The organism is Aliidongia dinghuensis, from assembly GCF_014643535.1.
GTDB lineage: Bacteria > Pseudomonadota > Alphaproteobacteria > ATCC43930 > CGMCC-115725 > Aliidongia > Aliidongia dinghuensis.
The window spans coordinates 248,985-272,467 of the sequence record NZ_BMJQ01000011.1 but is presented as its reverse complement, the minus strand read 5'-3'; the positions used below and the strand labels follow the sequence as shown (position 1 = coordinate 272,467).

General features: G+C 65.4%; 17 protein-coding genes and 1 tRNA gene. 13 read left to right on the top strand and 5 right to left on the bottom strand.

The annotated features are described in order from the left end of the window. Positions 1 to 199: 199 nt before the first annotated feature. Positions 200 to 775, bottom strand: a complete 576-nt coding sequence (locus IEY58_RS21495; RefSeq protein WP_189049587.1) for a carboxymuconolactone decarboxylase family protein — start codon at positions 773 to 775, stop codon at positions 200 to 202. Between the two features lie 983 nt (positions 776 to 1,758). On the opposite strand from IEY58_RS21495, the gene IEY58_RS21490 reads away from it, so the two are divergent. The 6 genes from IEY58_RS21490 to IEY58_RS21465 are packed head-to-tail and all read left to right on the top strand — an operon-like array spanning position 1,759 to position 6,753. Next, on the top strand, positions 1,759 to 2,901 hold the full coding sequence (locus IEY58_RS21490; RefSeq protein WP_229743859.1) for a molybdopterin-dependent oxidoreductase: 1,143 nt from the start codon (positions 1,759 to 1,761) through the stop codon (positions 2,899 to 2,901). 1 nt (position 2,902) lies between these two features. Next, positions 2,903 to 3,367 carry a hypothetical protein gene (locus IEY58_RS21485; RefSeq protein ID WP_189049582.1) on the top strand — a complete coding sequence of 155 codons (465 nt, stop codon included), beginning with the start codon at positions 2,903 to 2,905 and terminating at the stop codon, positions 3,365 to 3,367. Next, complete coding sequence (locus IEY58_RS21480) at positions 3,364 to 3,849, top strand: c-type cytochrome (protein ID WP_189049580.1); 486 nt, start codon at positions 3,364 to 3,366, stop codon at positions 3,847 to 3,849. Before IEY58_RS21485 ends, IEY58_RS21480 begins: the two co-directional genes overlap by 4 nt. After that, a complete protein-coding gene (locus IEY58_RS21475) occupies positions 3,846 to 5,294 on the top strand; it encodes a cbb3-type cytochrome c oxidase subunit I (RefSeq protein WP_189049578.1) in 1,449 nt (482 codons plus the stop codon). Before IEY58_RS21480 ends, IEY58_RS21475 begins: the two co-directional genes overlap by 4 nt. Positions 5,295 to 5,296: 2 nt before the next feature. Next, on the top strand, positions 5,297 to 6,583 hold the full coding sequence (locus IEY58_RS21470; RefSeq protein ID WP_189049576.1) for a cbb3-type cytochrome c oxidase subunit II: 1,287 nt from the start codon (positions 5,297 to 5,299) through the stop codon (positions 6,581 to 6,583). Then, complete coding sequence (locus tag IEY58_RS21465) at positions 6,580 to 6,753, top strand: hypothetical protein (protein ID WP_189049574.1); 174 nt, start codon at positions 6,580 to 6,582, stop codon at positions 6,751 to 6,753. The genes IEY58_RS21470 and IEY58_RS21465 overlap by 4 nt, the downstream gene beginning before the upstream one ends. Positions 6,754 to 6,883: 130 nt before the next feature. On the opposite strand, the gene IEY58_RS21460 is transcribed toward IEY58_RS21465, so the two are convergent. The 3 genes from IEY58_RS21460 to IEY58_RS21450 form a co-directional block, all read right to left on the bottom strand. After that, a complete protein-coding gene (locus IEY58_RS21460; RefSeq protein ID WP_189049572.1) occupies positions 6,884 to 9,958 on the bottom strand; it encodes an ATP-binding protein in 3,075 nt (1,024 codons plus the stop codon). Positions 9,959 to 10,089: 131 nt separating this feature from the next. Then, positions 10,090 to 13,164, bottom strand: coding sequence for an ATP-binding protein (locus tag IEY58_RS21455; protein WP_189049570.1), 3,075 nt, complete (start codon positions 13,162 to 13,164; stop codon positions 10,090 to 10,092). A gap of 34 nt (positions 13,165 to 13,198) precedes the next feature. Beyond that, on the bottom strand, positions 13,199 to 14,608 hold the full coding sequence (locus IEY58_RS21450; protein ID WP_189049567.1) for a LuxR C-terminal-related transcriptional regulator: 1,410 nt from the start codon (positions 14,606 to 14,608) through the stop codon (positions 13,199 to 13,201). A gap of 745 nt (positions 14,609 to 15,353) precedes the next feature. Between IEY58_RS21450 and IEY58_RS21445 the strand changes: the two genes are divergently transcribed. From IEY58_RS21445 to IEY58_RS21415, 7 genes are all read left to right on the top strand, one after another. Continuing rightward, positions 15,354 to 15,752, top strand: a complete 399-nt coding sequence (locus tag IEY58_RS21445) for a MucR family transcriptional regulator (RefSeq protein ID WP_189049565.1) — start codon at positions 15,354 to 15,356, stop codon at positions 15,750 to 15,752. Between the two features lie 464 nt (positions 15,753 to 16,216). Further along, positions 16,217 to 17,128 (top strand): helix-turn-helix domain-containing protein, encoded by a 912-nt coding sequence (locus IEY58_RS21440; protein ID WP_189049563.1) that lies wholly within the window; start codon positions 16,217 to 16,219, stop codon positions 17,126 to 17,128. A gap of 399 nt (positions 17,129 to 17,527) precedes the next feature. Then, complete coding sequence (locus IEY58_RS21435; protein WP_189049561.1) at positions 17,528 to 18,739, top strand: acyl-CoA dehydrogenase family protein; 1,212 nt, start codon at positions 17,528 to 17,530, stop codon at positions 18,737 to 18,739. A 154-nt stretch (positions 18,740 to 18,893) separates the two neighbouring features. Then, the gene (locus tag IEY58_RS21430) at positions 18,894 to 19,796 is read left to right on the top strand and encodes a 3-hydroxyacyl-CoA dehydrogenase (RefSeq protein ID WP_189049559.1); all 903 of its coding nucleotides are present in this window, start codon (positions 18,894 to 18,896) and stop codon (positions 19,794 to 19,796) included. Positions 19,797 to 19,880: 84 nt separating this feature from the next. Continuing rightward, positions 19,881 to 20,684 carry an enoyl-CoA hydratase-related protein gene (locus IEY58_RS21425; protein ID WP_189049557.1) on the top strand — a complete coding sequence of 268 codons (804 nt, stop codon included), beginning with the start codon at positions 19,881 to 19,883 and terminating at the stop codon, positions 20,682 to 20,684. Between the two features lie 101 nt (positions 20,685 to 20,785). Continuing rightward, on the top strand, positions 20,786 to 22,012 hold the full coding sequence (locus IEY58_RS21420; RefSeq protein ID WP_189049555.1) for a CaiB/BaiF CoA transferase family protein: 1,227 nt from the start codon (positions 20,786 to 20,788) through the stop codon (positions 22,010 to 22,012). 86 nt (positions 22,013 to 22,098) lie between these two features. Then, entirely contained in the window at positions 22,099 to 23,034 is a 936-nt protein-coding gene (locus tag IEY58_RS21415; protein ID WP_189049553.1) for a 3-hydroxyacyl-CoA dehydrogenase NAD-binding domain-containing protein, read from the top strand. A 347-nt stretch (positions 23,035 to 23,381) separates the two neighbouring features. Here the strand turns inward: IEY58_RS21415 and IEY58_RS21410 are convergent. Next, a tRNA-Met gene (locus IEY58_RS21410) sits at positions 23,382 to 23,458 on the bottom strand. Positions 23,459 to 23,483: the final 25 nt, after the last annotated feature.

The window sequence follows — 23,483 nt, the reverse complement described above, 5'->3', positions numbered from 1 at the left end:
CAGCCTTCAGGTAATTGGAACGCCGAATCCGACATTCATGCCTGCAGGGTTGGTGGCGGCTCTCGGTATGTTGAACAAAATAGCTCGTCGGGCGGGGTCACGATCGGTGCCGATCGTGACCCCGCCGACATCGCATTTCTACCAGTGCGCTCAACCGACTATTTTGAGACGACATAGGGTCGCGCCCCAGCACATGCAATTAGCGGGATTCGGCCGCCTCAGGAACCGGTACGTCGAAGCCATTCAACGTGACGGACACCATGCAATAGAGACCCACGAGATAGATGAACTCCGCCGTTCCCTCTTCGCCGAAAAGGCCGACGGCCTGCTGGTAGGTCAAGGCCGGAAGCGTTCCGCCGGAAACGAGGGCCGACGCCAGGTCGTAGGCCACTGCTTCCTCGCGGGTGAGATCGCCCGGACGTTGACCGGCGATTATCGTTGCAATCTTGTCGTCCGGAATTCCGCGCAGTTCCGCGACCAGAACGTGGGCATAGATCTCGTAGGCGGAATGAAAGTGTGCGCCGGTGACGAGAATTGCAATTTCGCGGACGGGCTTTGGCAAGCTTGGTGAGGAGGAGAGCGATTTGACCAGTTCCCAGACCGGCCCTCCAAATCGCGAAAACCGGATCCACGGATTCCAAGGGCCGATCAACTGCCCGGCGCGATCAATGGCGGTGAAGCCTTTGAAGGTCGTCTCGATACCCTTGCGCATATCGTCATAAAGCGGACGCTGCTCGGCACCTAGTTCGGAAGGGGGAAGAAGGGGCAGCCGCATATTCGCCTCCAGGATCGTGGATCAAGGGCGTCCTCCGACGGAAGGCGCCGAGGGATCGCTTTCAACAACAACCATCGCCGCGGTACGAATGCGCGGCTGGCAGGAGACGACCTGCTCGCAGCTCGCGAAGAGCCGCCGCACGCCGGACCAGGCGCCACTCATCTCTGCAACCTCGCGTGTAGCCGCGACGGTCGCCGACATCCAAATCTGGCTGAAGCTTGCGGTCAAAGCTCTGCGCGATATATCCCCTCCGATGGGGGGGGCGGTGTGCTGTTCTGGGCGGCGAGCGGCAGTCAAACCAGGCCGGCCGCCGCTGCATCTGCGCCAGCGCGGCTTCGGCATCGTGGCGCGATTGAGGTTTGACCTAGTAATCGTAGAGCCAATCCCGACCAGGCTCGATCGCCGGTCCGATGCCCAAGCCCAAGCACCTCCCCCGTGGTCCCCGAACTCTTGGAAAGTGGGATCTTCGGCAACTGAGAGAGTTTACAGCGAACAGACCGGAACTCCGCGCCAACCTGCTGCAAATTGTGAGCATGGGCCCTGGCGCCCAATAGCGCGATGTCGCCACCGCGGTATCCGGTTTCGCGGGAAAAATCGCATCGGAGCCACCCCCGACCGGCACAAAGCCTGAAATCCGAACGCCGCAGCTAATCACTTTCCGCAGCCTGAGGGCCAGCCTACCTAGCCAGCGCGGTTGTGCGCTTACGCGGCCGATCAGCACCTGCCCCCCCCGAAATCGGTCGGCGTAGCTCCCCATCACGGGGGATGTGTCGAACCGTGCGTGCATCACAGATTTACCAGCGAAGCGCCGCTCCAATCGAGGGCTGAACGCAAGGCCCGCTTGGCCTTTGCGAGTTCATGGCGTTTTCGACACCGACTTCCCCTGCCTGAATGACGAGGAAGCCATGAAGGGAACAATGCGGGCATATCCAAAGAGCCGCCGCCAATTTCTGGCGGGAGTCGCTGCCGCTGGCGCGGGCTTGATGCTGTCCCCGTTCGGACGTGCCGCCGCGGATGAAACGAACCTCCACTTCCCGCCGAAGAAGCTCGTGCGGTTCCCAGAGAAGACGGATCTGCTGCTGCTGACCGACCGGCCGCCGCAGCTCGAGACGCCGCTGCATTATTTCCGGCAGGACCTGACGCCGAACGAGGCGTTCTTCGTGCGCTGGCATGAGTCCGCGCTGCCGACGCTGATCGATCCCGCGGCGTTCCGGCTGACGATCGGCGGCAACGTCGAGCGCCCGTTATCGCTGTCGCTGGATGAGCTCAAGCGCGACTTCGAGCCGGTTTCGGTCACCGCGCTCGCTATCTGTTCGGGCAATTCGCGCAGCCTGTTCCAGCCGCCCGTGCCGGGCTCCCAATGGGTCAATGGCGGCATGGGCAATGCGCGGTGGACCGGCGTACGCCTCACCGACCTGTTCGATCGGGCCGGCCTCAAAGCGGGCTCGGTCGAGATTACGATGCAGGGTCTCGACCGATCGCCGATGCCGGCGCTCGCCGACCTCAAGAAGGCGCTGCCGATCGAACATGCGACCGACGGCACGCTGATCGTGGCCTATGCCATGAACGGTACGCCGATGCCGATGCTGAACGGCTTTCCGCTGCGCCTCATCGTGCCCGGCTATTATGCGACCTATTGGGTCAAGTGTGTGACCGATATCCAAGTAACGACAGAGCCGTTCCACAATATCTGGCACGACGTCGCCTACCGCGTGCCGGACAATCCGGACTACAACGAGTCCGAGGATCATCTGGCGGTCAAGACGAAACCGATCGGCAAGCTCAGCATCCATTCGATCTTCGTTCGGCCCGAGCCGCTGGAGACGATCCCGTTTGGGCAGGCCTATCCGCTCGAGGGCCTGGCCTACGATGCCGGCTATGGCATCACCCGGGTCGAGGTCTCGGCCGATCGGGGGCAGAGCTGGCAGGAAGCGGCCCTCGATCCCGAGATCGACCGCTATTCCTGGCGCCGCTGGCGCCTCAATTGGACGCCGGCGGCCCGCGGGCCCTACCAGCTTCGGGTCCGGGCGGTCAACCAGGCCGGCGAGCATCAGATCCTGAGCCAGTGGAACCATGGCGGGTACGGCCGCAAGGTGATCGACAGCACGACCGGCCTGGTGGTGTGAGATGACCGGACACCAGAAACTCGCGCTGGCCGCCCTGCTGGCCGTCGTCTGCGCCGCGGCCTCCGCCGCCGACGCGCCCCCCATCAGCCCGCCCCTCATCAGTCCGCCGGCAACCAGCACGCCGCCAACCACCGCGCCATCGGCCGGGGTCCTGTCGATCGCCACCCCGCCCAACACCAGTCCGCCGATGTTCAGCGCAACCAGCCCCGCGGCGCGGCGCATCGCGATCCCGCATGACGAGCCCGAGCTGCCGGCATTGCCCGGCCGCGACGCCTTCGTCAGCAACTGCGTGATCTGCCACAGCCCGCGCTACGTGAGCGCCCAGCCGAACTTCCAGCGCGCCGTCTGGACCGCCGAGGTCAACAAGATGATCAAGGTCTATGGCGCGCCGATCGCCCCCGAGGACGTGCCGAAGATCGTCGACTATCTCGTGGCTTGGAACGGCCAGGAGGACAAGAAGCCATGAGCGACGCCTCCCATCATGGCGTGACGCGGCTCGCGCTCGCCATGCTCGTCGTCGTGCTGGTCGTCGCCTCGCTGGTTGCCTGGCAGGTGCTGCAGACGCCAGCGACCGCGGTGCCGATCCGCGCTGGCGAGGACCCGCCGGTCTCGTTGGCGGCCTCGCCCAGCGTCACGGCAGTGGCGGTCACCCCGGCGCTGATCGCCCATGGCGACACGCTCATCCGCCAGCAATGCGCGGGCTGCCACGACACCGCCCAGCGTCTGGTCGGCCCGTCCTGGCAGGCGATCGCTGCGCACTACGCCGCCATGGCCACCCAGGACCCGATCTGCGGCGATGGCCGCGGTCTGATCGGCAATGCCGTGAGCCACCCTGCCCCAGGCTGGGACGGCTATCCGCCGGGTCCGACCGGCATCGACCTGTCTCCGGACGATCGGACCGCCATCGCGGCCTGGGTGCTCGATGTGGCGAAGCGAGGGACGAAATGACGGCCACCACCCTATCGGCGCCGCCGCGCGTCGAGTATGACCTGATCAAGGCGCACAGCCTGGCGGCGATCGTCACGCTCATCATCTCAGCGGTGTTCGGCGCGATCGTCGCGTTGAAATTCACCTATCCCGATTTTCTCGGCAGCTATCCCTGGGCAACCTGGGGACGACTGCGCTACGACCACACCCAGGGCATCCTGTGGGGCTGGCTGTGCAACGGCTTCCTCGCGACGCTCTATCACCTCGTCCCGCGGCTAGCGGACCGGCCGGTGACCAGCCGGCGGCTCGGCTGGGCCCTGTTCTGGCTCTGGAACCTGGGCGTCGTGCTGTCAGGCTGGAGCCTGGTGCTCGCGGGCTTCGACCACTGGCTGGTTGCGGCCAAGCCGCTCGCCTGGACGGAATTCCCGGCGGTCACGAACATCGTGACCGAGTTCTGCCTGGCGCTCTGGTTCGTCCAGTTCATCCTGCCGCTGTTGAAGCCGATCCCGGGCGGGCTCTATGTCTCGGCCTGGTACATCATCGGCGGCGGCGTCTTCTCGTTCCTCTCGTTTCCGATCGGCAGCCTGGTGCCCGAACTGGTGCCGGGCGCCCTGGGAGCCGCGTTCAGCGGCCTGTGGATCCATGACGCCGTCGGCCTGTTGGTGACCCCTTTCTCGCTCGCGATCGCCTATGCCCTGATCCCGGCCGTCACCCGGCGCCCGATCTACAGCCACTTCCTGTCGATGATCGGGTTCTGGGGCCTGTTCTTCGTCTATCCGCTCACCGGCACGCATCATTATGTCTATTCGTCGCTGCCGATGGACACGCAGAAGGCGGCGATTGTGGCGTCGGTCTATCAGGGTGCGGACGTGATCCTGGTCGTGACGAACCTGCTGATGTCGCTCGGCGGCCAGGGCGCCGCCGTCCTCAAGGACATCCCGCTGCGCTATGTCTGGACGGGCATCATCTTCTATCTGCTGGTCAGCCTGCAGGGCTCGTTCCAGGCGCTGATGCCGGTGCAGGCGCTGGTCCACTTCACTGACTGGAAGATCGCCCACTCGCATCTGGCGATGCTCGGCTTCGCGACCTTCGTCGCCGCCGGCGGCATCGCACATGCCTGGCAGCGCGTGCCGGGCGTCCGCTACAACGCGACGGCGATGGCCTGGTCCTACTGGCTGATCGGAACGGGCCTGCTCGTCATGTTCTTCGACCTGACCGCCGCCGGGCTGGTCGAGGCGCATCTCTGGGAAAGCGGCTCCCCCTGGATGGACTCCGTCCGGGCCGTCGCCAGCTACTGGGCGTTCCGCGATGCGAGTGCGGCACCGGTGCTCGCCGGCTTCCTTGCCTTCCTCCTGGGCTTGACCACCGGGCCCGCCGCCGCGAGCGAGACTGCCGAAAGCTCGCCTGAACCTCTGTCGCCGGGCGAACTCGTCGCAGTCGGCGCCCATCCGGTCGCGGGAGAATAGGGATGGCCATGTCACCGGAGCGCCGCCCAGGCGCTCACTTCGGCTATGCCCACGTCATCGCGTCCGTCGCGGGGCTCGGCTTCTTCGTCCTGTCGTTCGTCCTGCTGGGGGTCATTCCGGGCCGCCTGCTGAAACACCAGATCGCGGCCACGGCCCCGATCGACATGCCGGCCTACAGCCCGGCCGAGCAGCATGGCGCCGCGATCTTCGCGCGGGAAGGCTGCACCAACTGCCACAGCCAGCAGGTGCGGTTCGTCCCGGCCGACGTCGCCCGCTGGGGCGCACCCACGGAGGCCTGGGAGACGAAATTCGACTATCCGCAGCTCTGGGGCACGCGCCGCACCGGCCCGGATCTGGCGCGCGAAGCCGGCATCCGCCCGGACGATTGGCAGCAGGTTCATCTGTTCAACCCCCGCCTGACCGTCGCGGATTCGATCATGCCGGCCTATCCCTGGCTGTTCGACGGCGCGCCCAATCGGCCGACCGTGGAGGGCCGGGATCTCGTCGCCTATCTGCAGAGCCTCGGGCGCGCCCGGGCGCTCTCCGGGTACGACCAGCAACCGTCGCCCGCGAGCGCCGCGATGAGCATGGGCGGGGCAAGCGACGGGGCCAGCGACGGGGCGCTGATCGGGCGCGGCGATGCGAATGCGGCCCAGCGGACGATCGATGGGCCGTCCCGCCGCTTCCTCTCGGGCCTGGCCCCGGCCGACCTGCCGGCCGCCGTCGCCCATGGCGCGGATCTCTTCGCCCATAGTTGTGCCAGTTGCCATGGCGCCACAGGCGCCGGCACCGGGCCCGCGGCCGCCGGTCTTGTGCCCCGGCCGGCCGACTTGCAGGCGACACGCCTGTCGGACGAACGGGTCAGCAGCGCGCTCTGGAACGGCGTCGCCGGCTCGTCGATGCCGGCCTGGCGCGACCTGCCGTCGTATGATCTGGCGAGCCTCGTCGCCTATGTCCGGACGCTCAACCCAACCCAGCCGGACAACAGCCCGGCGCCGGACGCGCTCGCGCACGGCCAGGCGGTGTTCGCACGGAACTGCACGTCCTGCCACGGTGCTGGCGGAGCCGGCGACGGGCCTGCGGCGCGCACGATCGCGCCCGCCCCTACCAACTTCCAGCTCGAACAGCCGACCACGGCGCACGCACTCGAGGTGCTGGCGAACGGCGTGCCCGGCACCTCGATGCCCAGCTGGCGCGCGGTGCTGTCCGACCAGGACCGGCGCGATGTCGTCGCCTATGTCCGCTGGATTTATGGCGCAGGCCGGCCAGCCGCCCAGGGAGCGCCATGATGTTCGCCGCAACGGTCATCGGACTGAGCCTGGTCCTGCTCGGCCTCTTCATCCTGTGGCTCGTCAGCCCGGCCTTCCGGCGCTGGATCGAGACGCCCAAATACGTGCTGCTCGATCAGGAGGCGCGCTTTGAGCGCGCCGCCGGAAATCGACCGGGCGACGCTCTATGACGCCCGTGAAACTTCGGGATCAATCTCGCCGCGCGGCCGAACAAGGCCCGACACGGCGTACCCAGGACGTGGGCCGCGCGCTGAACGGCCAGGTGTCCAGGAAACCTTGCGGGATACGTGCGTCCGGCCTTCAGGCCTCGCAGAGTGATCCGCTGCGACGTTCGAAGGTCAGACGGACCGGGTGGCCCTCCGGCAGGCTCTCGGTGAGGCGCTGTCTTATGGCTGCCCCGAGGTGCGTGTGTGTTCCGGCTCGATGATCATCGCCCAGGGCTGTGAACGCGCTGGCGCAGGTCGCGTGGACCCGCCATTCCGCAAGCGGCACCTGCACCCCCTCGCACGCCGCCAAGGCCCTCTCGACATGGCCACCCGCTTCCTCTGCCGCGCCGCAGGAGAGTGCCGCCCGCGCGCGTGCCTCCCAAGCCAGTGCCTGCCAGGTGCGCTCATCCGTTTGCGCCGCCAGATCGCACAAGCGTTCCGCGCGCGAAAGCGCGGTCGGGTGATCGCCGACCGCGATCAGGACATTGACCATTCCCCATTCGAGTGCCAGGCGCCAATACCAATCCAGATGCACCGGTTGCCGCGCCATCTCGCCTTCCGCAACGCGGAAATGGTCGAGCGCCGCGGCGTTGTTTCCGAGGCCCGCCTCGGCCAAGCCGCAATAGATCAGCGCAATTCTGTGGATGAGAGGCAGATCCCGGGTGACAGGTGCACGGTAGTGCTCGGGCGGAAGGGAGGCGACCGGCCCGCAGTCCCTCAGGACGCCCTCAAAATCCATGGCGTGATAGAGCAAGGCACCGCGAAAGACCTGGAGAAATTTCGCCGCCGAAGCATCGCCGCCGCTTTCGAAGGCAACGATGCCGGCGCTCAACTCCGACAGTCCGGCCCCAAGATCTCCAAGAGAAAACAGGCACCAGGGGACACCGACATGGCGCATCCAGGCGGCGCGGACGAGATCGGCCTCAACTACGTCTCGAGGGCTCTCGCGGAGCAGACGGTAGCTGCCGTCCACCAGATCGCGACACTCTTGATAGCGCGCTGAAACCAAGCACAGTCTGCTGAAATTGATTTGCGCCCGGGCGATGGTGAGGCGATCTCCGTGCTGCTTCAGTCGAGCGAGCGCTTCTTCACACTTGCCGACCTCTTCCCTGTTCCAGCCAGCTTCCCAGAGGCGCCGGACATAGACAGACATCCGAATGAGGTCTCGTTGCATCGGATCGGATAGTTTGTCGCAAATCGTCAGGACCTCATCGAGCACCCGGAGACTGAGCGATAGATCGTGCCAACTCGAGACGTAGTCCAAGCCGATAAGCGCCCGGCACTGGGCATCGATGTCGCCATGCCGGCCAGCCTTGTCCGCTAGCTGCGCATAGGTCTCCCCGGCCTTGGGATCATTGCCCGCCGCCTGGATGGCAGCGCGACGCTCCAGAAACTCGATTTCCGCCGGAATGCGCACCCTGTCGGGCAGGCGAGCGGCCAGTTCGGAGGCGCTGTCGAGGATGGCCAACGCGTCTGCGCGTGAAAATCGATCGGTCGCAATGCACAGGGCGGACCGGAGATAGTCCAGCGCCCGGGCCCAATCGCCTGAAGACGCAAAGTGCTGTGCGAGCCGAACGGCCAGGTCACCGCGCTGGTCCGGCGGATAGATCTCCTCCAACCGTTCGCCGATCGCGCGATGCAGGCATGAGCGGCGCACCTCCCCGATGCTATCGTAGAGAACTTGGCGCACGTGCGCGTGATTGAAGCTGTAGGTCCGCACGACCTGGTTGTTCGGAAGAGTGAGCAGCTTGTCCCGGCGAAGCATGCGCAAGGTCAAGCTCTCGCAGATCGCTTCGAAGGACAGCTCGTCCATCTGTGCAGCGCGTGCCGCCGTCGGCGGATCGAAGCGAGGGCCGGCCACGCTTGCCACTTCCAGCACGCGTTGTTGTTCGTCGCTCATCCGCTCGATCCTGGATTCGATCGCGCGCGCAAGTGTCGGCGGCACCTCGGACGCCAGCTTATCGAGGGGAACGAGCGGCTGCCAGCCGTGCGCCGTGTGCGAGATCTGACCGAGCTCGAAGAGGTAGTCGAGCGTGACCCGCATGCTAAGCGGGTGGCCGCCGGTGCGCGCCTCGACGAGGCGCGTGAACTCCGGCGAGACCGGCTCCCCTTCGGCGCCGCCCGCCAGCACCTCGCCGATCGCGGCCGTCGAGAGCGGTGCCAGCTCGATTTCGCTGCAGTATTTGTGCAAGACCAAGTCGTAGGTCATCTGCTTCAGCGGATGACGCGCCGTTGCCAGATCCCCCGGCCGGTAGGTCGCGACCAGTAACAGCTTGGCCGATGACCGACGCCGGCAGAGCGCCGACAACAAATCGATGGTCGCGAAATCGGCCCAGTGAAGGTCTTCGAGGACCAGCACCAGCGGACGTTCCGTCGCGAGCGCCTCGAACAGGCAGCAGGCCTCGCGTACCATTCGACTCTGCGGATCGGCGACGGTCTGCTGCCGCAAGGTCGCCCGCTTACCGAGCGAGATTTGAGCCGGCATTTGCGTGGCCCAGGACGGCGCGAGTTCCAGGACGGTTCGAACAACCGTGGCTCTGTCACGCCCCCTGCAGAGGTCGCCCAGCGCCTCGAGCATGGGGTAGTAGGGCTCGACTCCCGCAAAGCCTTCGAAGCAATGGCCTTGTGCTACAGCGAGATCGTGGTGGCTGAGCGCTTGGGTCAGGAAGTGCTGGATCAAGGTCGTCTTGCCAATGCCGGGCTCGCCGGTGATGAACACCGCTTGAGGTTCGCCCAAGGCCGCGCGCTGAAGGAGTGCAAGCAACTCCCGAAACGGCTCAGCGCGCCCGGCGAAGACTCCCAACTCGTCGGGGGCTTCGGGCGGCGGTGCCGACGAAGCGAACCCCGTCATCTCGCCGATGAAGCGATAGCCCCGGCCGCGTTGCGTTTCGATGAAGCGGGGGCTCGCGCTCTTGTCGCCGAGCGCGTTCCGGATCGCGAGAATGTGGGTTTTCAGGACGTCCGGCTGGACGTGGACGTCACGCCACACCGCGGTCAGCAATTCGTCGTGCGTCACCAACCTACCAGTATTCTCGACCAAGTAACGCAGCACGTCGAATGTCTTCGGGGTCAGGTCGAGGCGCTCGTCGCCGCCGGCAGCGTTCCTCCGCCACAGGCACAAATTGACGAGATCGATCCGAAACAACGCGCTTTCCGTCACCTCGGCCATGGGGCGGCATTCCCTTCGGCGCAGATGCCCGGAGTCATAGTAGCCCTAACGACTTGGCTTGAGATACCGCCTCGGCGCGCGCTGAACGGTCAGGTGTCCGGGAGACCTTGCAGGCTTCCTGCGGTCGGCCTTCAGGCCTCGCAGAGTGATCCGCTGCGACGTTCGAAGGTCAGACGGACCGGATGGCCGTCCGGCAGGCTCTCGGCGAGGCGCTTTCTTACGGCTGCCCCGAGGCGTGCATGCGTTCCGGCTCGATGATCATCGCCCAGGGCTGTGAACGCGCTGGCGCAGGTCGCGTGCACCCGCCATTCCGCCAGCGGCACCTGCACCTCCTGGCACGCCGCCAAGGCCCTTTCGACATGGCCGCCCGCTTCCTCCGCCTCGCCGCTGGACAGCGCGGCACGCGCGCGTGCCTCCCAAGCCAGAGCCTGCCAGGTGCGCTCATCCGTTTGTGCCGCCAGATCGCACAGGCGTTCCGCGCGCAGAAGCGCCGTCGGGTGATCGCCGACCGCGATCAGGACATTGACCATCCCCCATTCGAGTGCCAGGCGCCAATACCAATCCATATGTACCGACTGACGCTCCATCTCGTCTTCTGCCGTGCGCAAGTGACCCAGCGCCGCGGCGTTGTTTCCGAGGGCTGCCTCGGCCAAGCCGCAATAGATCAGCGCAACTCTGTATTTGAGAGGCAGATCCCCGATGGCACGTGCCTGGTAATGCTCGGCCGGAAGAGAGGCCGCCGGCCCGCAGTCCCTCAGGACGCCCTCAAAGTCCATGGCGTGATAGAGCAAGGCACCGCGAAAGACCTGGAGAAAATTCGCCGCCGAAGCATCGCCGCCGCTTTCAAAGGCAGTGATGCTGGCGTTCAAATCCGACAGTCCGGCAGCGAATTCCCCGAGAAAAAACAGGCACCAGGGTACACTGGCATGGCGCACCCAGGCTGCGTGGACGAGCTCGGCCTCACTTAAGCTTTGAGGAGTCTCGTGGAGCACGCGGTAGCCGCCGATTACCAGATCGTGACACTCTCGATAGCGCGCCGAAACCATGCACGGCCTGCCGAAGTGGATCTGCGCCCGCGCGATGGTGAGGCGATCTCCGCTGGCCTTCAGCCGAGCGAACGCTTCTTCACACTTGCCGGCATCTTCCCTGTTCCAGCCGTATCCCCAGAGACGCCACACATAGGCGGTCATCCGAATAATGTCTTGTTGGATCGGATCGGATTGTTTGTCGCAAAGCGTCAGGACCTCGTCGAGAACCCGAAGACCGAGCGACATATCGTGCCAACTCGAGACGTGAGCCAAGCCGACAAGCGCCCGGCACTGGGCATTGACGTCGCCATGCCGGCCAGCCTTGTCCGCAAGCTGCACATAGGTTTCTCGGGCTTTGGGATCATTGCCCAACGCTTGGATGGCAGCGCGACGCTCCAGAAACTCGATTTCTGCGGGGATTCGGGCGCTGCCGGGCAGGCGAGCAGCCAAATCGGAGGCGTGGTCGAGAATGGCCAACGCGTCCGCGCGTGAAAATCGATCGATTGCGACGCGCAGAGCGGAACGGAGATAGTCCAGCGCCCGGGCCCAAGCTCCGGCAGCCGCAAAGTGCTGCGCAAGCCGAACCGCCAGGTCGCCGCGCTGGTCCGGCGGATAGATCTCCTCCAATCGTTCGCCGATCGCGCGATGCAGGGATGCACGGCGCACCTGCCCGATGCGATCGTAGAGAACTTGTCGATAGAGCGCATGATTGAAGCTGTAGGTCCGAACAACCTGATTGTTCGGAAGAGTGAGCAGCTTGCCCAGGCGAAGCATGCTCGAGGTGAGGTTCTCGCAGATCGCTTCGAAGGATAGTTCGTCCATCTGTGCAGCGCGTGCCGCCGTCGGCGGATCGAAGCGAGGGGCGGCCACGCTTGCCGTTTCGAGCACGCGCCGCTCCTCGTCGCTCATCCGCTCGATCCTGGCCTCGATCGCGCGCGCCAGCGTCGGCGGCACCTCGGACGCCAGTTGGTCGAGGGGAATGAGGGTCCGCCAGCCATCGGCCGTGGGCGTGATCTGACCGCGCTCGAAGAGGTAGTCGAGCGTGACCCGCATGAACAGCGGATTGCCGCCGGTGCGCGCCTCGACGAGGCGCGTGAACGCCAAAGAGGCCGGCGTGCTTTCGGCGCCACCCGTCAGCACCTCGCCAATCGCGGCCGTCGAGAGCGGCGCCAGCTCGATCTCACTGCAGTATTTGCGTAAAGTCAGGTCACTGGTCATCTGCTTCAGCGGATGACGGGCCGTCGTCAGGTCCTCCGGCCGGTAGGTCGCGATCAGCAACAACTTAGCCGATGACCGACGCCGGCAGAGCGCCGACAAGAAATCGATGGTCGCGAAATCGGCCCAGTGAAGGTCTTCGAGGACCAGCACCAGCGATTGATCCGTTGCGAGGGCGTCGAACAGACTGCAGGCTTCGCGTACCATCCGGCTCTGCGGGTCGGGCACGATCTGCTGCCGCAAGGTCGCTCGCTGACCGTGCGAGATTTCAGCCGGCATTTGCGTGGCCCAGGACGGCGCAAGCTCCAGAATGGTTCGAACAACCGTTGCTCTGCCACGCCCCCTGCACAGGTCGCCCAGCGCCTCGAGCACGGGGTAGTAGGGCTCGACTCCCGCAAATCCCTCGATACAGTGGCCTTGTGCTACAGCGAGATCGTGTCGGCTGAGCGCCTGGGTCAGGAAGTGCTGGACCAAGGCTGTCTTGCCGATGCCGGGCTCGCCGGTGATGAACACCACCTGAGGTTCGCCCGAGGCGGCGCGCTCGAGGAGTGCAAGCAACTCCCGCGAAGGCTCAGCGCGCCCGGCGAAGGCGCCTAGCTCGTCGGAGGCTTCGGGCGGTGGTGCCGACGAAGCGATCCCCGTCATCTCGCCGATGAAGCGATAGCCCCGGCCGCGCTGTGTTTCGATGAAGCGGGGGCTCGAGCTCTTGTCGCCGAGCGCGTTCCGGATCGCGAGAATGTGGGTTTTCAGGACATCGGACTGGACGTGGACGTCACGCCACACCGCGGTCAGCAACTCCTCATGCGTCACCAACCTGCCGGTATTCTCGACCAGATAGCGGAGAACATCGAACGCTTTGGGAGGCAAATCAAGGCGCTCGTCGCCGTCGGCGGCGCTCCTCCGCCACAGGCACAAATTGACGAGATCGATCCGAAACGACGCGCTTTCCGTCACCTCGGCCATGGCGCGGCATTCCCTTCGGCGCAGATGCCCCAGATCATAATAGCCCTAACGACTTGGCTTGAGATACCGCCTCGCCGCGCGTGTTGACCGCAAGCTTCAGGAAAATTCGCTTGATGTGGAATTTCACCGTTTCCGGCGAGATCTGAAGGACTCGGGCGATTTGCTTGTTGGCCATACCCTGGCCGATGCGGCCGAGGATCTCGTACTCGCGCTCTGTCAGCACGTTGCTGATCCTGGCGTTGGGACGGCCCGTCGAATGTCGGGCATTCCAGCAGGAGAGCAGGCTGCCGATCAACGGCAGGACGCCACAATCCGCTGAACCGGAGGCTTCCGCCCGGTCGTAGGCCCGCTGCAGAAGCGGGCCGCCCTTCTCGAGGAATATCTGGTGCAGGCCTGCGCCCGCTCCCGATTTGATCGCTCGGAAGAACAGCGCATCCGCTTCTTCGGTCTCACCGATCGACGCCAGCATGCCGGCCAGCTCGACGGCGAGCCGGCACCCGGCATAGAGGCTCCGCCGGTCGATGGTGCGATGATAGAGGCGCCGAAATGCCGCCGCGGCCTCCCGCGAAGGAGCCTCGGCCCATGATACGCGACAGTGGGCGAGCGTGGAGTAGCGCACGATTTCGGTTCGAGAATACCCGAATCCTGTAGGGTGTGCGCCCGCGTAGCGATCGAGATTCTCGACGCTCAGTCGGGCTTCCTTCGTCCGGCCCGCATCGAGCAGCAGCGATATGCGCTCCAGGGCGCACGCTGCGACGAGCCTCGGCCACCCGCGGCGTTCACCCAGGAGCGCGGCCTCGCGCAGCACGATGGCAGCATGATCGTATTGCCCCTTCAGCCGAGCCACGCGGGCACCGAGCCAATACGCCCGCACCGCACACTCGGCCGCGCCCTCCGCGTTTATCGCGGGTATCCGGTCACGGACGATCGCGCTGGCTTCTTCGAGATGGCCTTCCTCGTACAGGAGTTGCGCCGAAAGACATGCCGGAATGGCTGCCAGACCGGGCGGCGCCTTCGTGGCCGCCGCAACGGCTAAGGCGTCGGACGCCAGCCGCTTAGCGGTCGATACCTGCAGGTGATCGAGCGCGACGGCCGCTTCGATCGACAGATCGACCATGGCGGAAAACGCATGAGACCGTGACCATCGGGCGCGGGACTGGTGCCTCGGCAGCGCATGGAACGCCTCGAGTTTGCCGAGCTGCCAGTACCCTAGCCGGCAGAGCGTTGAAATCACGTGATCGTCTTGGCTCGCACCATTTTCCCTTACAGTCGATAGAGCATTTTCGAGAGCAGCGAGGCTGTCGTCCTGGAACGCGAGGCCGACCGCCCGCACCAGCTGTGCTGCCGCATGAAGCCGCGTGGCGACCGTGGGTGGAACGTCGTCGAGTTGCCGCTCGATCCGCTCGATCTCGCCAAGCGCCTCGTTCATCTGCTGGGCCAGCACGAGGCGCCACGCGCGTGCCAGGCCTCGTCTGATTTGGGGCAGCGACGCGCCGGTCAGGTTCTGCCGCGTACTGCATCGCCAAAGGCTGTCGGGCGAGGATGGGTCCCGGGAACGCCCGGACGCGTGATCCGGGGCCCTTGCGTTGCCGAGACCGTCGACCGATCCTGTGCTGGGCGTAGATCTTACGATCTGCGCCGGCCATGCTGGGGAACCCTGCTCCAGGGGCAGTTCTTCGTCACGATATTCTGGAAAATTCCACCCAGCCACGACATCATCCTATGCGAGCTGCTGGTCCAAGATTGGAAGAGCACCGTTGAGGGCGCGTTCAGTTTCGAAACACTACAGAGAAGACTTTCCGACTGTCGTAATTTCTCCGTAATCTTTCGGTAGAGATTCGGTCTTGTTCGGCATTGGGATTGAATTGTCTGAAACTGGCCACCGCCTCGCCCAGCGGCGGCAAGCGAGGCTTCGCCCGAAGGGCAGGATTCGGGACGGCGCCGATCCCCTCCCCCATCAGCCAGGCCACGCCCCCCCAGAAGGGGGAGTGGTGGCGGGCTCCGCCCAAGCGCAAACTTGGATTGTTGTTGGACCGGCGGCCCGGTCGAGCCGGGCTATGTCTTTGTTTCGTCGGCGATCTCCTCAGTGCGCTCGCTGCGTGACAAATGTCTGGGTCGGGGAACGGGCAACTCGCTCCTCGGCCCCTCTGCACGCCAAACGTTCAGGGTAGCGCATGGAGGTGGCGGCGATGGCGGTCGGAACGAACTTGACGGAACTGACCGTCGTAATCGTCGCCTGTTTCGTCTCCAACAATCGGCTGGCGGTGGACGAACTGCCCACGTTGATCTCGGCCACGCACGCGGCGCTGCGCAATATCGATGCTGGGTGCGCAGGCCCGGAGGGGCACGAGCAGCCGGCGGTGCCCGTGGCCGAGTCGGTGGCGCACGACTATCTCATCTGCCTGAACGACGGACGGAAGCTCCGTGCGCTCAAGCGCTATCTTTGGCGGAAATACGCGCTGTCACCCGAGCAATACCGAAAGAAATGGGGGCTGCCGGACGACTATCCGATGGTGGCGCCTGCCTATTCAGAACTTCGCACGAACATTGCGAAGCAACAGGTGGCCGGATCCCGCTCGCGCACGTGACGAGCGTAGGGCGCCTATAGGTATTGGCCCCGGAACGACCGGTTCCGCTCTCCCGGCATCCTCCCCCGCCTCGACGCGGTCCGCCCCCTATCATGGGAATGGGGCCGGCCGGCGCCTTTCATCAAATCGTCGATGGAGCGGGTCGAAGAGGCTCACGCCTATCCGACGCTCGCCCGCAACCCGAGGCTGGCTCTCTCGTCGTGTTCGGATCGCTGGTCATCATGGCCAATCTCAATCACACGATGATGCCGATGAACAGGCTGATGCAAATGCAGAGGTAGAAAGAGCTAATAAATCTCCACCAGACCCACTCGCACTGCCCCCCAAATACGGCGTCAGCCCCCCTTGATGAGGGATCCCGTTACTGCGCGGATCAAGCGATATTTCCTGCTCCGTCCACAACAACTCTGGCTTCGGCTGGCCGCGCCGGGGGTCAGTGGCCGCGAGGTGAGGGAGAGTGTCGCATGCCCGGAGTTGACGTTCATAGAAAGAGCCTGGCCGAGCAGCTTCGGCTGGAGGACGCGCCGGCGATCGTCGCCCGCGTCCTGCGCAAGGGGGAGATCGGCGTCATCGAGGTCCGCAATGACAATCCGGAGTTTGCGCAAAGCGGCTCGCTCCCGTTCGAGGATGCGTATGTGGTCGCCCTGATGCTGCGAGACTATCCCATACACCGCTATTGGGAAGATGGGCGGGCAGCGCCGCCCGGTTCGTTCCAGGCGGGCCAGATCGGCATATGCGACCTGAAGCGCGACCCGAAGTTCCTGATGGATAAGCCTTTCCACGCGCTGAATTTTCACCTGTCGCGCGCCGTCTTCGACGCGATTGCGGATGACATGCACGCGCCGCGCATCGGCGAACTGGACTATAAGCCGGGCGTCAGCATCGAAGACAAGATCATCCGGGATCTCGGAACCATGCTTCTTGGCAGCTTCTCGCACCCGGAACGGGTGAGCCCGATGTTTCTCGAGCACATCACTCTGGCCGCCGCCGCCCACGTGGCGCACACCTATGGCGGCATGCGGCCGGCCGCACCGCGCGCGAAGGGCGGTCTGGCACCATGGCAGCTGCGCCGGAGCACCGAGCTGCTCGCGACACATCTCGACGGTTCGGTCGCGCTCAAATCGGCGGCCGACGCGTGCGGCTTGTCGATCAGTCACTTCACCCGGGCATTCCGCGCCTCGACCGGCCTCCCTCCTTACCAATGGCTAATGCACCGGCGGATCGAGGCAGCCAAGGACCATTTGCTGCAGCGGCGCCGTTCGCTTTCCGAGATCGCGCTCGCCGCCGGCTTTGCCGACCAAAGCCACTTCACCAACGCTTTCACCCGGATCGTCGGCATCAGTCCCGGCGCCTGGCAACGCACCGTCCAGGAGTGAGGCCGGTTCAGCGGCCGGGAGACATCTCGGCCGCGTCCGTGCTGAACCGCATGCGTGCGTGGGGACGGCTGAAGGACGGCGCCTCGCCGACGGCCTGCCGAAACGTCTCCCTTCTGGCGGCCGGCGGAGCGCCAGGCGCAAACCTCGTCCAGGATGCCGCCCGCGGCACGGGCGAAGCCGGCGTGAGGCATCCTGGACGAGGCGAGCACGGCGCTATCATGGCGCATTCTCGGCACCTTACGCCGGTTCGTCACGCAGGGTTACCGCCCCGCGCTTCTCTTGATCATTGGTGGGAAGCCCCCCGAACCGCACGGTGTACCCCCCCATCGGGGGGATACGTCGGGCCGGGCTTACATCACAAATTCACCAGAGAAGGACAACCATGACTCGGAACACCCAATGACCAGCGCAGAACCATCACCCAGCCCTGTGAAGCCGCTTCCGGTGGCGGATGGCGACTTTTACCTGGTCAGCCAGACGCTTTCGCCGGAGGACAACGCCCTCCGCCTGAAGGTCCGTGCCTTCATGGAAGCGGAGGTCCAGCCGATCATCGCGGACTTCTGGGAACGGGACGAGTTTCCGTTCGAGCTGCTGCCGAAGATCGGCGCCCTCGGCATCATGGGATTGCCGTACCAGGGCTACGGCTGCCCCGGACGCACGACGATCTTGACGGGATTCGTGATGATGGAGATGGCGCGGGTGGATGCCTCGCTCTCCACGTTCTTCGGCGTCCACACCGGCCTGGCGATGGGCTCGATCCATGCCTGCGGATCGGAGGAGCAGAAGCGCAAATGGCTTCCCCCGATGGCGGCGTTGGAGAAGGTCGGCTCCTTCGGCCTGACGGAGCCCCTGGTCGGTTCGGGCGCCTCCGGGGGCCTCCTGACCACCGCGAAGCGCGACGGCGATACGTGGACGCTGAACGGCGAGAAGAAATGGATCGGCAACGCGACCTGGGGCGATCTGACGATCATCTGGGCGCGTGACGTCGACGACGGGCAGGTCAAAGGGTTCATCGTCGAGAACCAGACCCCGGGTTTCAAGGTCGAGAAGATCCAGCACAAGATGGCGCTGCGCGTGGTGCAGAACGGTCACATCACGCTGACCGACTGCAAGGTCAGCGAGGCCGACCGCCTGGCGAACGCGAACTCGTTCGCCGATACCGCCCGTGTGCTCCGCATGACGCGGGCGAGCGTGGCCTGGGAGTCGGTCGGATGCGCCACCGGCGCCTACGAGCACGCGCTCCGCTACGCCCAGACGCGCCAGCAGTTCGGCCGGCCGATCGCGAAGTTCCAGCTCGTGCAGGACCTGCTCTTCAAGATGCTGGGCAACATCACCTCCACCCAGTCTCTGTGCCTTCGGCTGTCGCAGCTCCAGGACCAGGGCGTGATGCGTGACGAGCACGCCTCGCTCGCCAAAGGCATTTGCACGACCCGCATGCGAGAGACCGTCGGCTGGGCGCGCGAGCTTCTGGGGGCCAACGGCATCCTGCTCGACCAGCACATCGGGCGGTTCGTCGCCGACGCCGAGGCCCTCTATTCCTACGAGGGCACCCGCGAGATGAACGCACTCATCGTCGGCAAGGCGATCACCGGCTTCAGCGCCTTCGTCTGACCGTGCTCCGCCGGCGGGTCCCCCGGTTCCGTTGCCCCCAATCGCTCGTCACGAGGCCTGTGATGGGGGTCGGCAGCAATAGGTTGCTGTCGCGGGCAAACGGCGGCGTTCGCACCCTGGCCCCATTTGTGTACCCAATTTCGAGGAACTGCTGATGAGCGCCGAAATCACCGATCACCTTCTCCTGCTGGAGGCGCGGCCGCCGCGGATGCTGTCGGTCTCGCCCAGCGGCGACAGCGTTGACGTCTTCATCGACAATCTCGGCGGGACGCCCGACGGCATCGCGATCGATTACGTCAACCGGCACATCTATTGGACCAACATGGGCGCGGACTGGTCCAAAAACGACGGCTTCATCGAGCGCGCCGATTTTGACGGGAGCAATCGGACGACCGTCATCCCCGAAGGCGCCACCTTCACGCCCAAGCAGATGCAGATCGATGCCGAGGCCGGGCTGCTATACTGGTGCGACCGCGAGGGCCTGCGCGTGATGCGCGCCCGGACCGACGGGAGCGACATCACTGTCCTGGTCGAGACCGGATCGACCGAGGCGGACCGTGCCGATGAGCGGCTTCACTGCGTCGGCATCGCTCTCGATCGCGAGGCCGGACGCATGTTCTGGACGCAAAAGGGGCCACCCAACGCGGGCAAGGGCCGCATCTTCAGCGCGCCCCTCGACTTGCCTGCCGGCGTGTCGCCGCGCAATCGAACGGACGTCACGCTGGTCTTCGACAATCTCCCGGAGCCGATCGATCTGGAATGGGACGAGGCCAGCAGCACGCTGTACTGGACCGATCGCGGCCACCTGCCAGAGGGCAACACGCTCAACCGGAGCCGCATCATCGACGGAATCCCTGGCCCCCATGAGATCCTGCTCTCGAACCTCGCCGACGGGATCGGTCTGGCGCTCGATGTTGCTCACAACCGCGCCTTCGTCAGTGATCTCGGCGGTTTCGTCCGCGAGGCAAGCTTGGATGGTACGGGCAGTCCCCAGGTGGTGCTGTCGGGCCGAGGCTTGTTGACCGGCATCGCGCTTTGGCGTCCGGTCGCCCGCTGAGCAGGCAGGTCAGCCGCGCTGGGTCCGGGGCTGGACACGGGCGACCCGATCGACGACCCGGACCTCTTTGTTGGAGCCTCGCTCATGCCGACAACCGTCCCACCACCGGATTTCCAGGCAATCACCTATGTGAAGCGTGGCGCGGTCGCCGCCATCACGCTCAACCGTCCGACGGTGCTGAACGCGCTCAACCAGGCGACGATCGTCGAACTCACCGCTGCCTTCACGGATGCGCGCGACGACGACGGGATCCGCGGCGTGATTCTCACCGGCGCGGGCGGAAAGGCGTTTGCCGCCGGCGCCGACATCTCCGAACTTGCCACCGCGACGCCCGTGAGTGCCAACGAACAGACGCGGCTCGGCCAAGAGCTGACTCTCCTGATCGAGACTCTCGGCAAGCCGGTGGTCGCCGCGGTGAACGGGCTGGCCCTCGGCGGCGGGTGCGAGTTGGCGATGGCCTGCCACCTCCGGCTGGCCGCGCCGGACGCCCGGTTCGGCCAGCCGGAGATCAAGCTCGGCCTGATTCCCGGGTTCGGCGGCACCCAGCGTCTTGCCCGTCTGATCGGCAGGGCCCCGGCGATCCAGCTGATCCTGACCGGAGAGACGATCTCGGCGGCCGACGCCTATCGCCTCGGCCTCATTAACGAGGTCGTCCCCGCCGATCAGTTGCTGAGCCGTGCCGAGGAAATCCTCAGCCACATCGGCCGGAGCGCGCCGCTTGCGGTGCGCTACGCGCTGCAGGCGATCACCGAAGGTCTCAACGTGACCGTCCGAGAGGGCATGGCGCTGGAGGGGGCTCTCTTTGCCGTCTGCGCCAGTTCCGAGGATATGCGCGAGGGCACCTCGGCCTTCCTCGAAAAGCGGCCGGCCGCCTTCAAGGGCCGCTGACCAGGCTGCCGCCGACCGATCCATCGCCTACTCGCCGACACCGGCCGAGCCCGCCTCGGCGCCCGGCCCGGCGACCGCCTTCCTGAAAGGACGCCAACTCAATGTCTGCCGAATCAAACATCTTCTCCGGCCTCAAGGTCGTCGATTTCGCGAGCTTCATCGCCGGGCCTGCTGCGGCGACCATCCTCTCGGATTTCGGTGCCGAGGTCATCAAGGTGGAGCCTCCGGGCGCCGGCGATCCGTACCGCTATTTCACCAAGCTTCCGCCGAATCCCGTGAGCGAAGTCAACTACGCCTGGCAGCTCACGAACCGGAACAAGCGCAGCCTCGCACTCAATCTCAAGGCGCCGGAAGCCAGAAAGGTCGTCGAGCGCCTGGCCCGCTGGGCCGACGTGGTCGTCGTCAACTTTCCGCCTCGCGTCAAGGCGGGGCTCGGTCTGAACTACGAGTCGTTGGCGCCGCTCAACCCGCGTCTGATTTACGCCGACATCACTGGCTACGGCAGCCGCGGGCCGGAGGCGGACGAGCCGGGCTTCGACATCACCGCCTATTGGGCGCGCTCCGGTCTGATGGAAGTGACCCATGACGCCGGAAGCCCGCCGACCGTGCCGATACCGGGGATCGGCGACCACGCGACGGCCACGACGCTCTACGCGGCGATCGTGACGGCACTCTTCGCGCGCGAGAAGACCGGCAAAGGCACCCACGTCACGACCTCTCTGGTCGCCAATGGCATCTGGGCCGCTGGCGCCTGGGTCGAAGGGGCGCTCAACGGCGCGCATTTCTTTCCGCAGCACGACCGAAAGGAGCCGCCTAACGCCCTGCTGAACCCGTATCAGACCTCCGATAACCGCTGGATCCTGATCGTCTGCGCACAACCCAAGGACTGGGACGGATTCATCAAGGCCGTCGGCCAGGCCCAGTTGGCGGCAGATCCGCGCTTCGCCGATCCCCACAAGCGGCTTGAGAACACGGCCGCCCTTGTGGAAATGCTCGATCCGGTATTCGCCAGCCAGCCGCTCGCCCACTGGAAGCAGGTGCTGAGCGCCGGTCGCGTGATCTTCGGGGTCGTGCAGAATGCCATGGACATCATCAGCGACCCGCAGCTGGAAGCGAACGAGATCGTCGTTCCGCTGGAGGGCGCTGCCGATCCACAGGCGCGGACCGTCAGCAGCCCAATCGAGGTCGCAGGCTTCCCCAAGGCGAGGCCGCAGATCGCTCCCCGCCTCGGCGAGCACAGCGATGAAGTCCTGAAGAGCCTCGACTTCAGCGCAGAGGCCATCGCGCGGCTGCGTGAGACCGGTGCCGTTGGTGGCGACACTCGTTAGACCCGCCGGCTGCCGATCCGCGCGGGAAGGTCCACGCGGGATCGGCTCACGGCATTTCTTCGATTTAGAGCTTAGGAGACAGCGTTATGGCGAGAGCAATCAACAAAGTCGCAATCATCGGCTCGGGCGTGATCGGCGCGAGCTGGGCGGCCTTGTTTCTGGCGAAAGGCTTGGACGTCGTGGCGACAGATGTCGCGCCGGCCGCCGAGGCATCGCTCAAGGCTTTCATCGCGGCCGCGTGGCCGGCGCTCACCCGGCTCGGACTGGCGCCAGGCGCATCGCAAGATCGCCTGTCCTTCACGACCGAGCTGGACGTGGCTCTCGCCGACGCCGACCTGGTCCAGGAAAATGGGCCGGAACGGATCGCCTTCAAGCAGGACCTCTACCGCCACCTGGACCAGGTGCTGGCGCCGGACGTCATCATCGCCTCGAGTTCCTCGGGGCTGACGATGAGTGACATCCAATCCGCCTGCGAGCATCACCCGGAGCGGTGCGTCATCGGCCATCCGTTCAACCCACCGCATCTCGTGCCGCTGGTCGAGATCGTCGGCGGATCGAAGACCTCGGCGGAAACCATCGAACGGGCGATGGCGTTCTACACGGGCCTGGGCAAGCGGGCGATCCACGTGCGGAAGGAAGTGCCGGGACACGTCGCCAATCGACTGGCGGCGGCGCTGTTCCGAGAGGTCGTCCATCTCGTTTCCGAAGGCGTCGTCAGCGTCGGCGACGTCGATGCCGCCGTGTCCTGGGGGCCAGGGCTTCGCTGGGGCATCATGGGGCCGGCCCTGCTCTACCACCTGGGCGGCGGCGCCGGCGGCATCGAGCACTTTTTCGATCAGTTCACCGGTCCGCTGACCGCATGGTGGAAGGTGCTCGGCACGCCAGAGATCACGCCCGAGGTCCGAGCAAAGATCATCGAGGGCGTCCACGAGGAGGTCAAAAATCGTTCGCTCCCCGAGTTGGAGGCCTACCGCGACGAGATCCTGCTCGGGCTGCTCGAGCTGCGAAAGAAGAAGGGCTGAGCGTCTGCGGGTGTCGACTACTTCGGATCTGGTTTGAACCGGCACTGAACGGACAACCGATCAGGACGGGCTCTCCTGGCGCTGGGTCAGCTAATCCGTTTGACCCGTCCACGACACTCGGCCCGGTGGCGACGGCAGCGGCGCGCGATCGCGCGCGTGGGTATAGCCGCGCGGCTTGATTTCGGCCCAGCGGTCCCCGGCAACGGGGCCCCTGCCCGGGGGCGGTCGTGATTTTCAGGCGGGGCAACGGGCAACCCAAATTGGCAATTTGTTGCCCCAGGCGTTGCCCCGAAAAGAAAAAGGGCCGCTTTCGCGGCCCTGATTCTAAGCTAAGTGCTTGATAAATTTGGTAGCGGGAACTGGATTTGAACCAGCGACCTTGGGATTATGATTCCCCTGCTCTGACCAACTGAGCTATCCCGCCACAGGAGAGGCCGCGTTATCGGAAA

What these genes read in the sequence shown, in the direction of transcription:
- IEY58_RS21495 (WP_189049587.1), bottom strand. Translation starts at nt 775, where the DNA reads ATGCGGCTGCCCCTTCTTCCCCCTTCCGAACTAGGTGCCGAGCAGCGT.
- IEY58_RS21490 (WP_229743859.1), top strand. Translation starts at nt 1,759, where the DNA reads ATGCTGTCCCCGTTCGGACGTGCCGCCGCGGATGAAACGAACCTCCAC.
- IEY58_RS21485 (WP_189049582.1), top strand. Translation starts at nt 2,903, where the DNA reads ATGACCGGACACCAGAAACTCGCGCTGGCCGCCCTGCTGGCCGTCGTC.
- IEY58_RS21480 (WP_189049580.1), top strand. Translation starts at nt 3,364, where the DNA reads ATGAGCGACGCCTCCCATCATGGCGTGACGCGGCTCGCGCTCGCCATG.
- IEY58_RS21475 (WP_189049578.1), top strand. Translation starts at nt 3,846, where the DNA reads ATGACGGCCACCACCCTATCGGCGCCGCCGCGCGTCGAGTATGACCTG.
- IEY58_RS21470 (WP_189049576.1), top strand. Translation starts at nt 5,297, where the DNA reads ATGGCCATGTCACCGGAGCGCCGCCCAGGCGCTCACTTCGGCTATGCC.
- IEY58_RS21465 (WP_189049574.1), top strand. Translation starts at nt 6,580, where the DNA reads ATGATGTTCGCCGCAACGGTCATCGGACTGAGCCTGGTCCTGCTCGGC.
- IEY58_RS21460 (WP_189049572.1), bottom strand. Translation starts at nt 9,958, where the DNA reads ATGGCCGAGGTGACGGAAAGCGCGTTGTTTCGGATCGATCTCGTCAAT.
- IEY58_RS21455 (WP_189049570.1), bottom strand. Translation starts at nt 13,164, where the DNA reads ATGGCCGAGGTGACGGAAAGCGCGTCGTTTCGGATCGATCTCGTCAAT.
- IEY58_RS21445 (WP_189049565.1), top strand. Translation starts at nt 15,354, where the DNA reads ATGGCGGTCGGAACGAACTTGACGGAACTGACCGTCGTAATCGTCGCC.
- IEY58_RS21440 (WP_189049563.1), top strand. Translation starts at nt 16,217, where the DNA reads ATGCCCGGAGTTGACGTTCATAGAAAGAGCCTGGCCGAGCAGCTTCGG.
- IEY58_RS21435 (WP_189049561.1), top strand. Translation starts at nt 17,528, where the DNA reads ATGACCAGCGCAGAACCATCACCCAGCCCTGTGAAGCCGCTTCCGGTG.
- IEY58_RS21430 (WP_189049559.1), top strand. Translation starts at nt 18,894, where the DNA reads ATGAGCGCCGAAATCACCGATCACCTTCTCCTGCTGGAGGCGCGGCCG.
- IEY58_RS21425 (WP_189049557.1), top strand. Translation starts at nt 19,881, where the DNA reads ATGCCGACAACCGTCCCACCACCGGATTTCCAGGCAATCACCTATGTG.
- IEY58_RS21420 (WP_189049555.1), top strand. Translation starts at nt 20,786, where the DNA reads ATGTCTGCCGAATCAAACATCTTCTCCGGCCTCAAGGTCGTCGATTTC.
- IEY58_RS21415 (WP_189049553.1), top strand. Translation starts at nt 22,099, where the DNA reads ATGGCGAGAGCAATCAACAAAGTCGCAATCATCGGCTCGGGCGTGATC.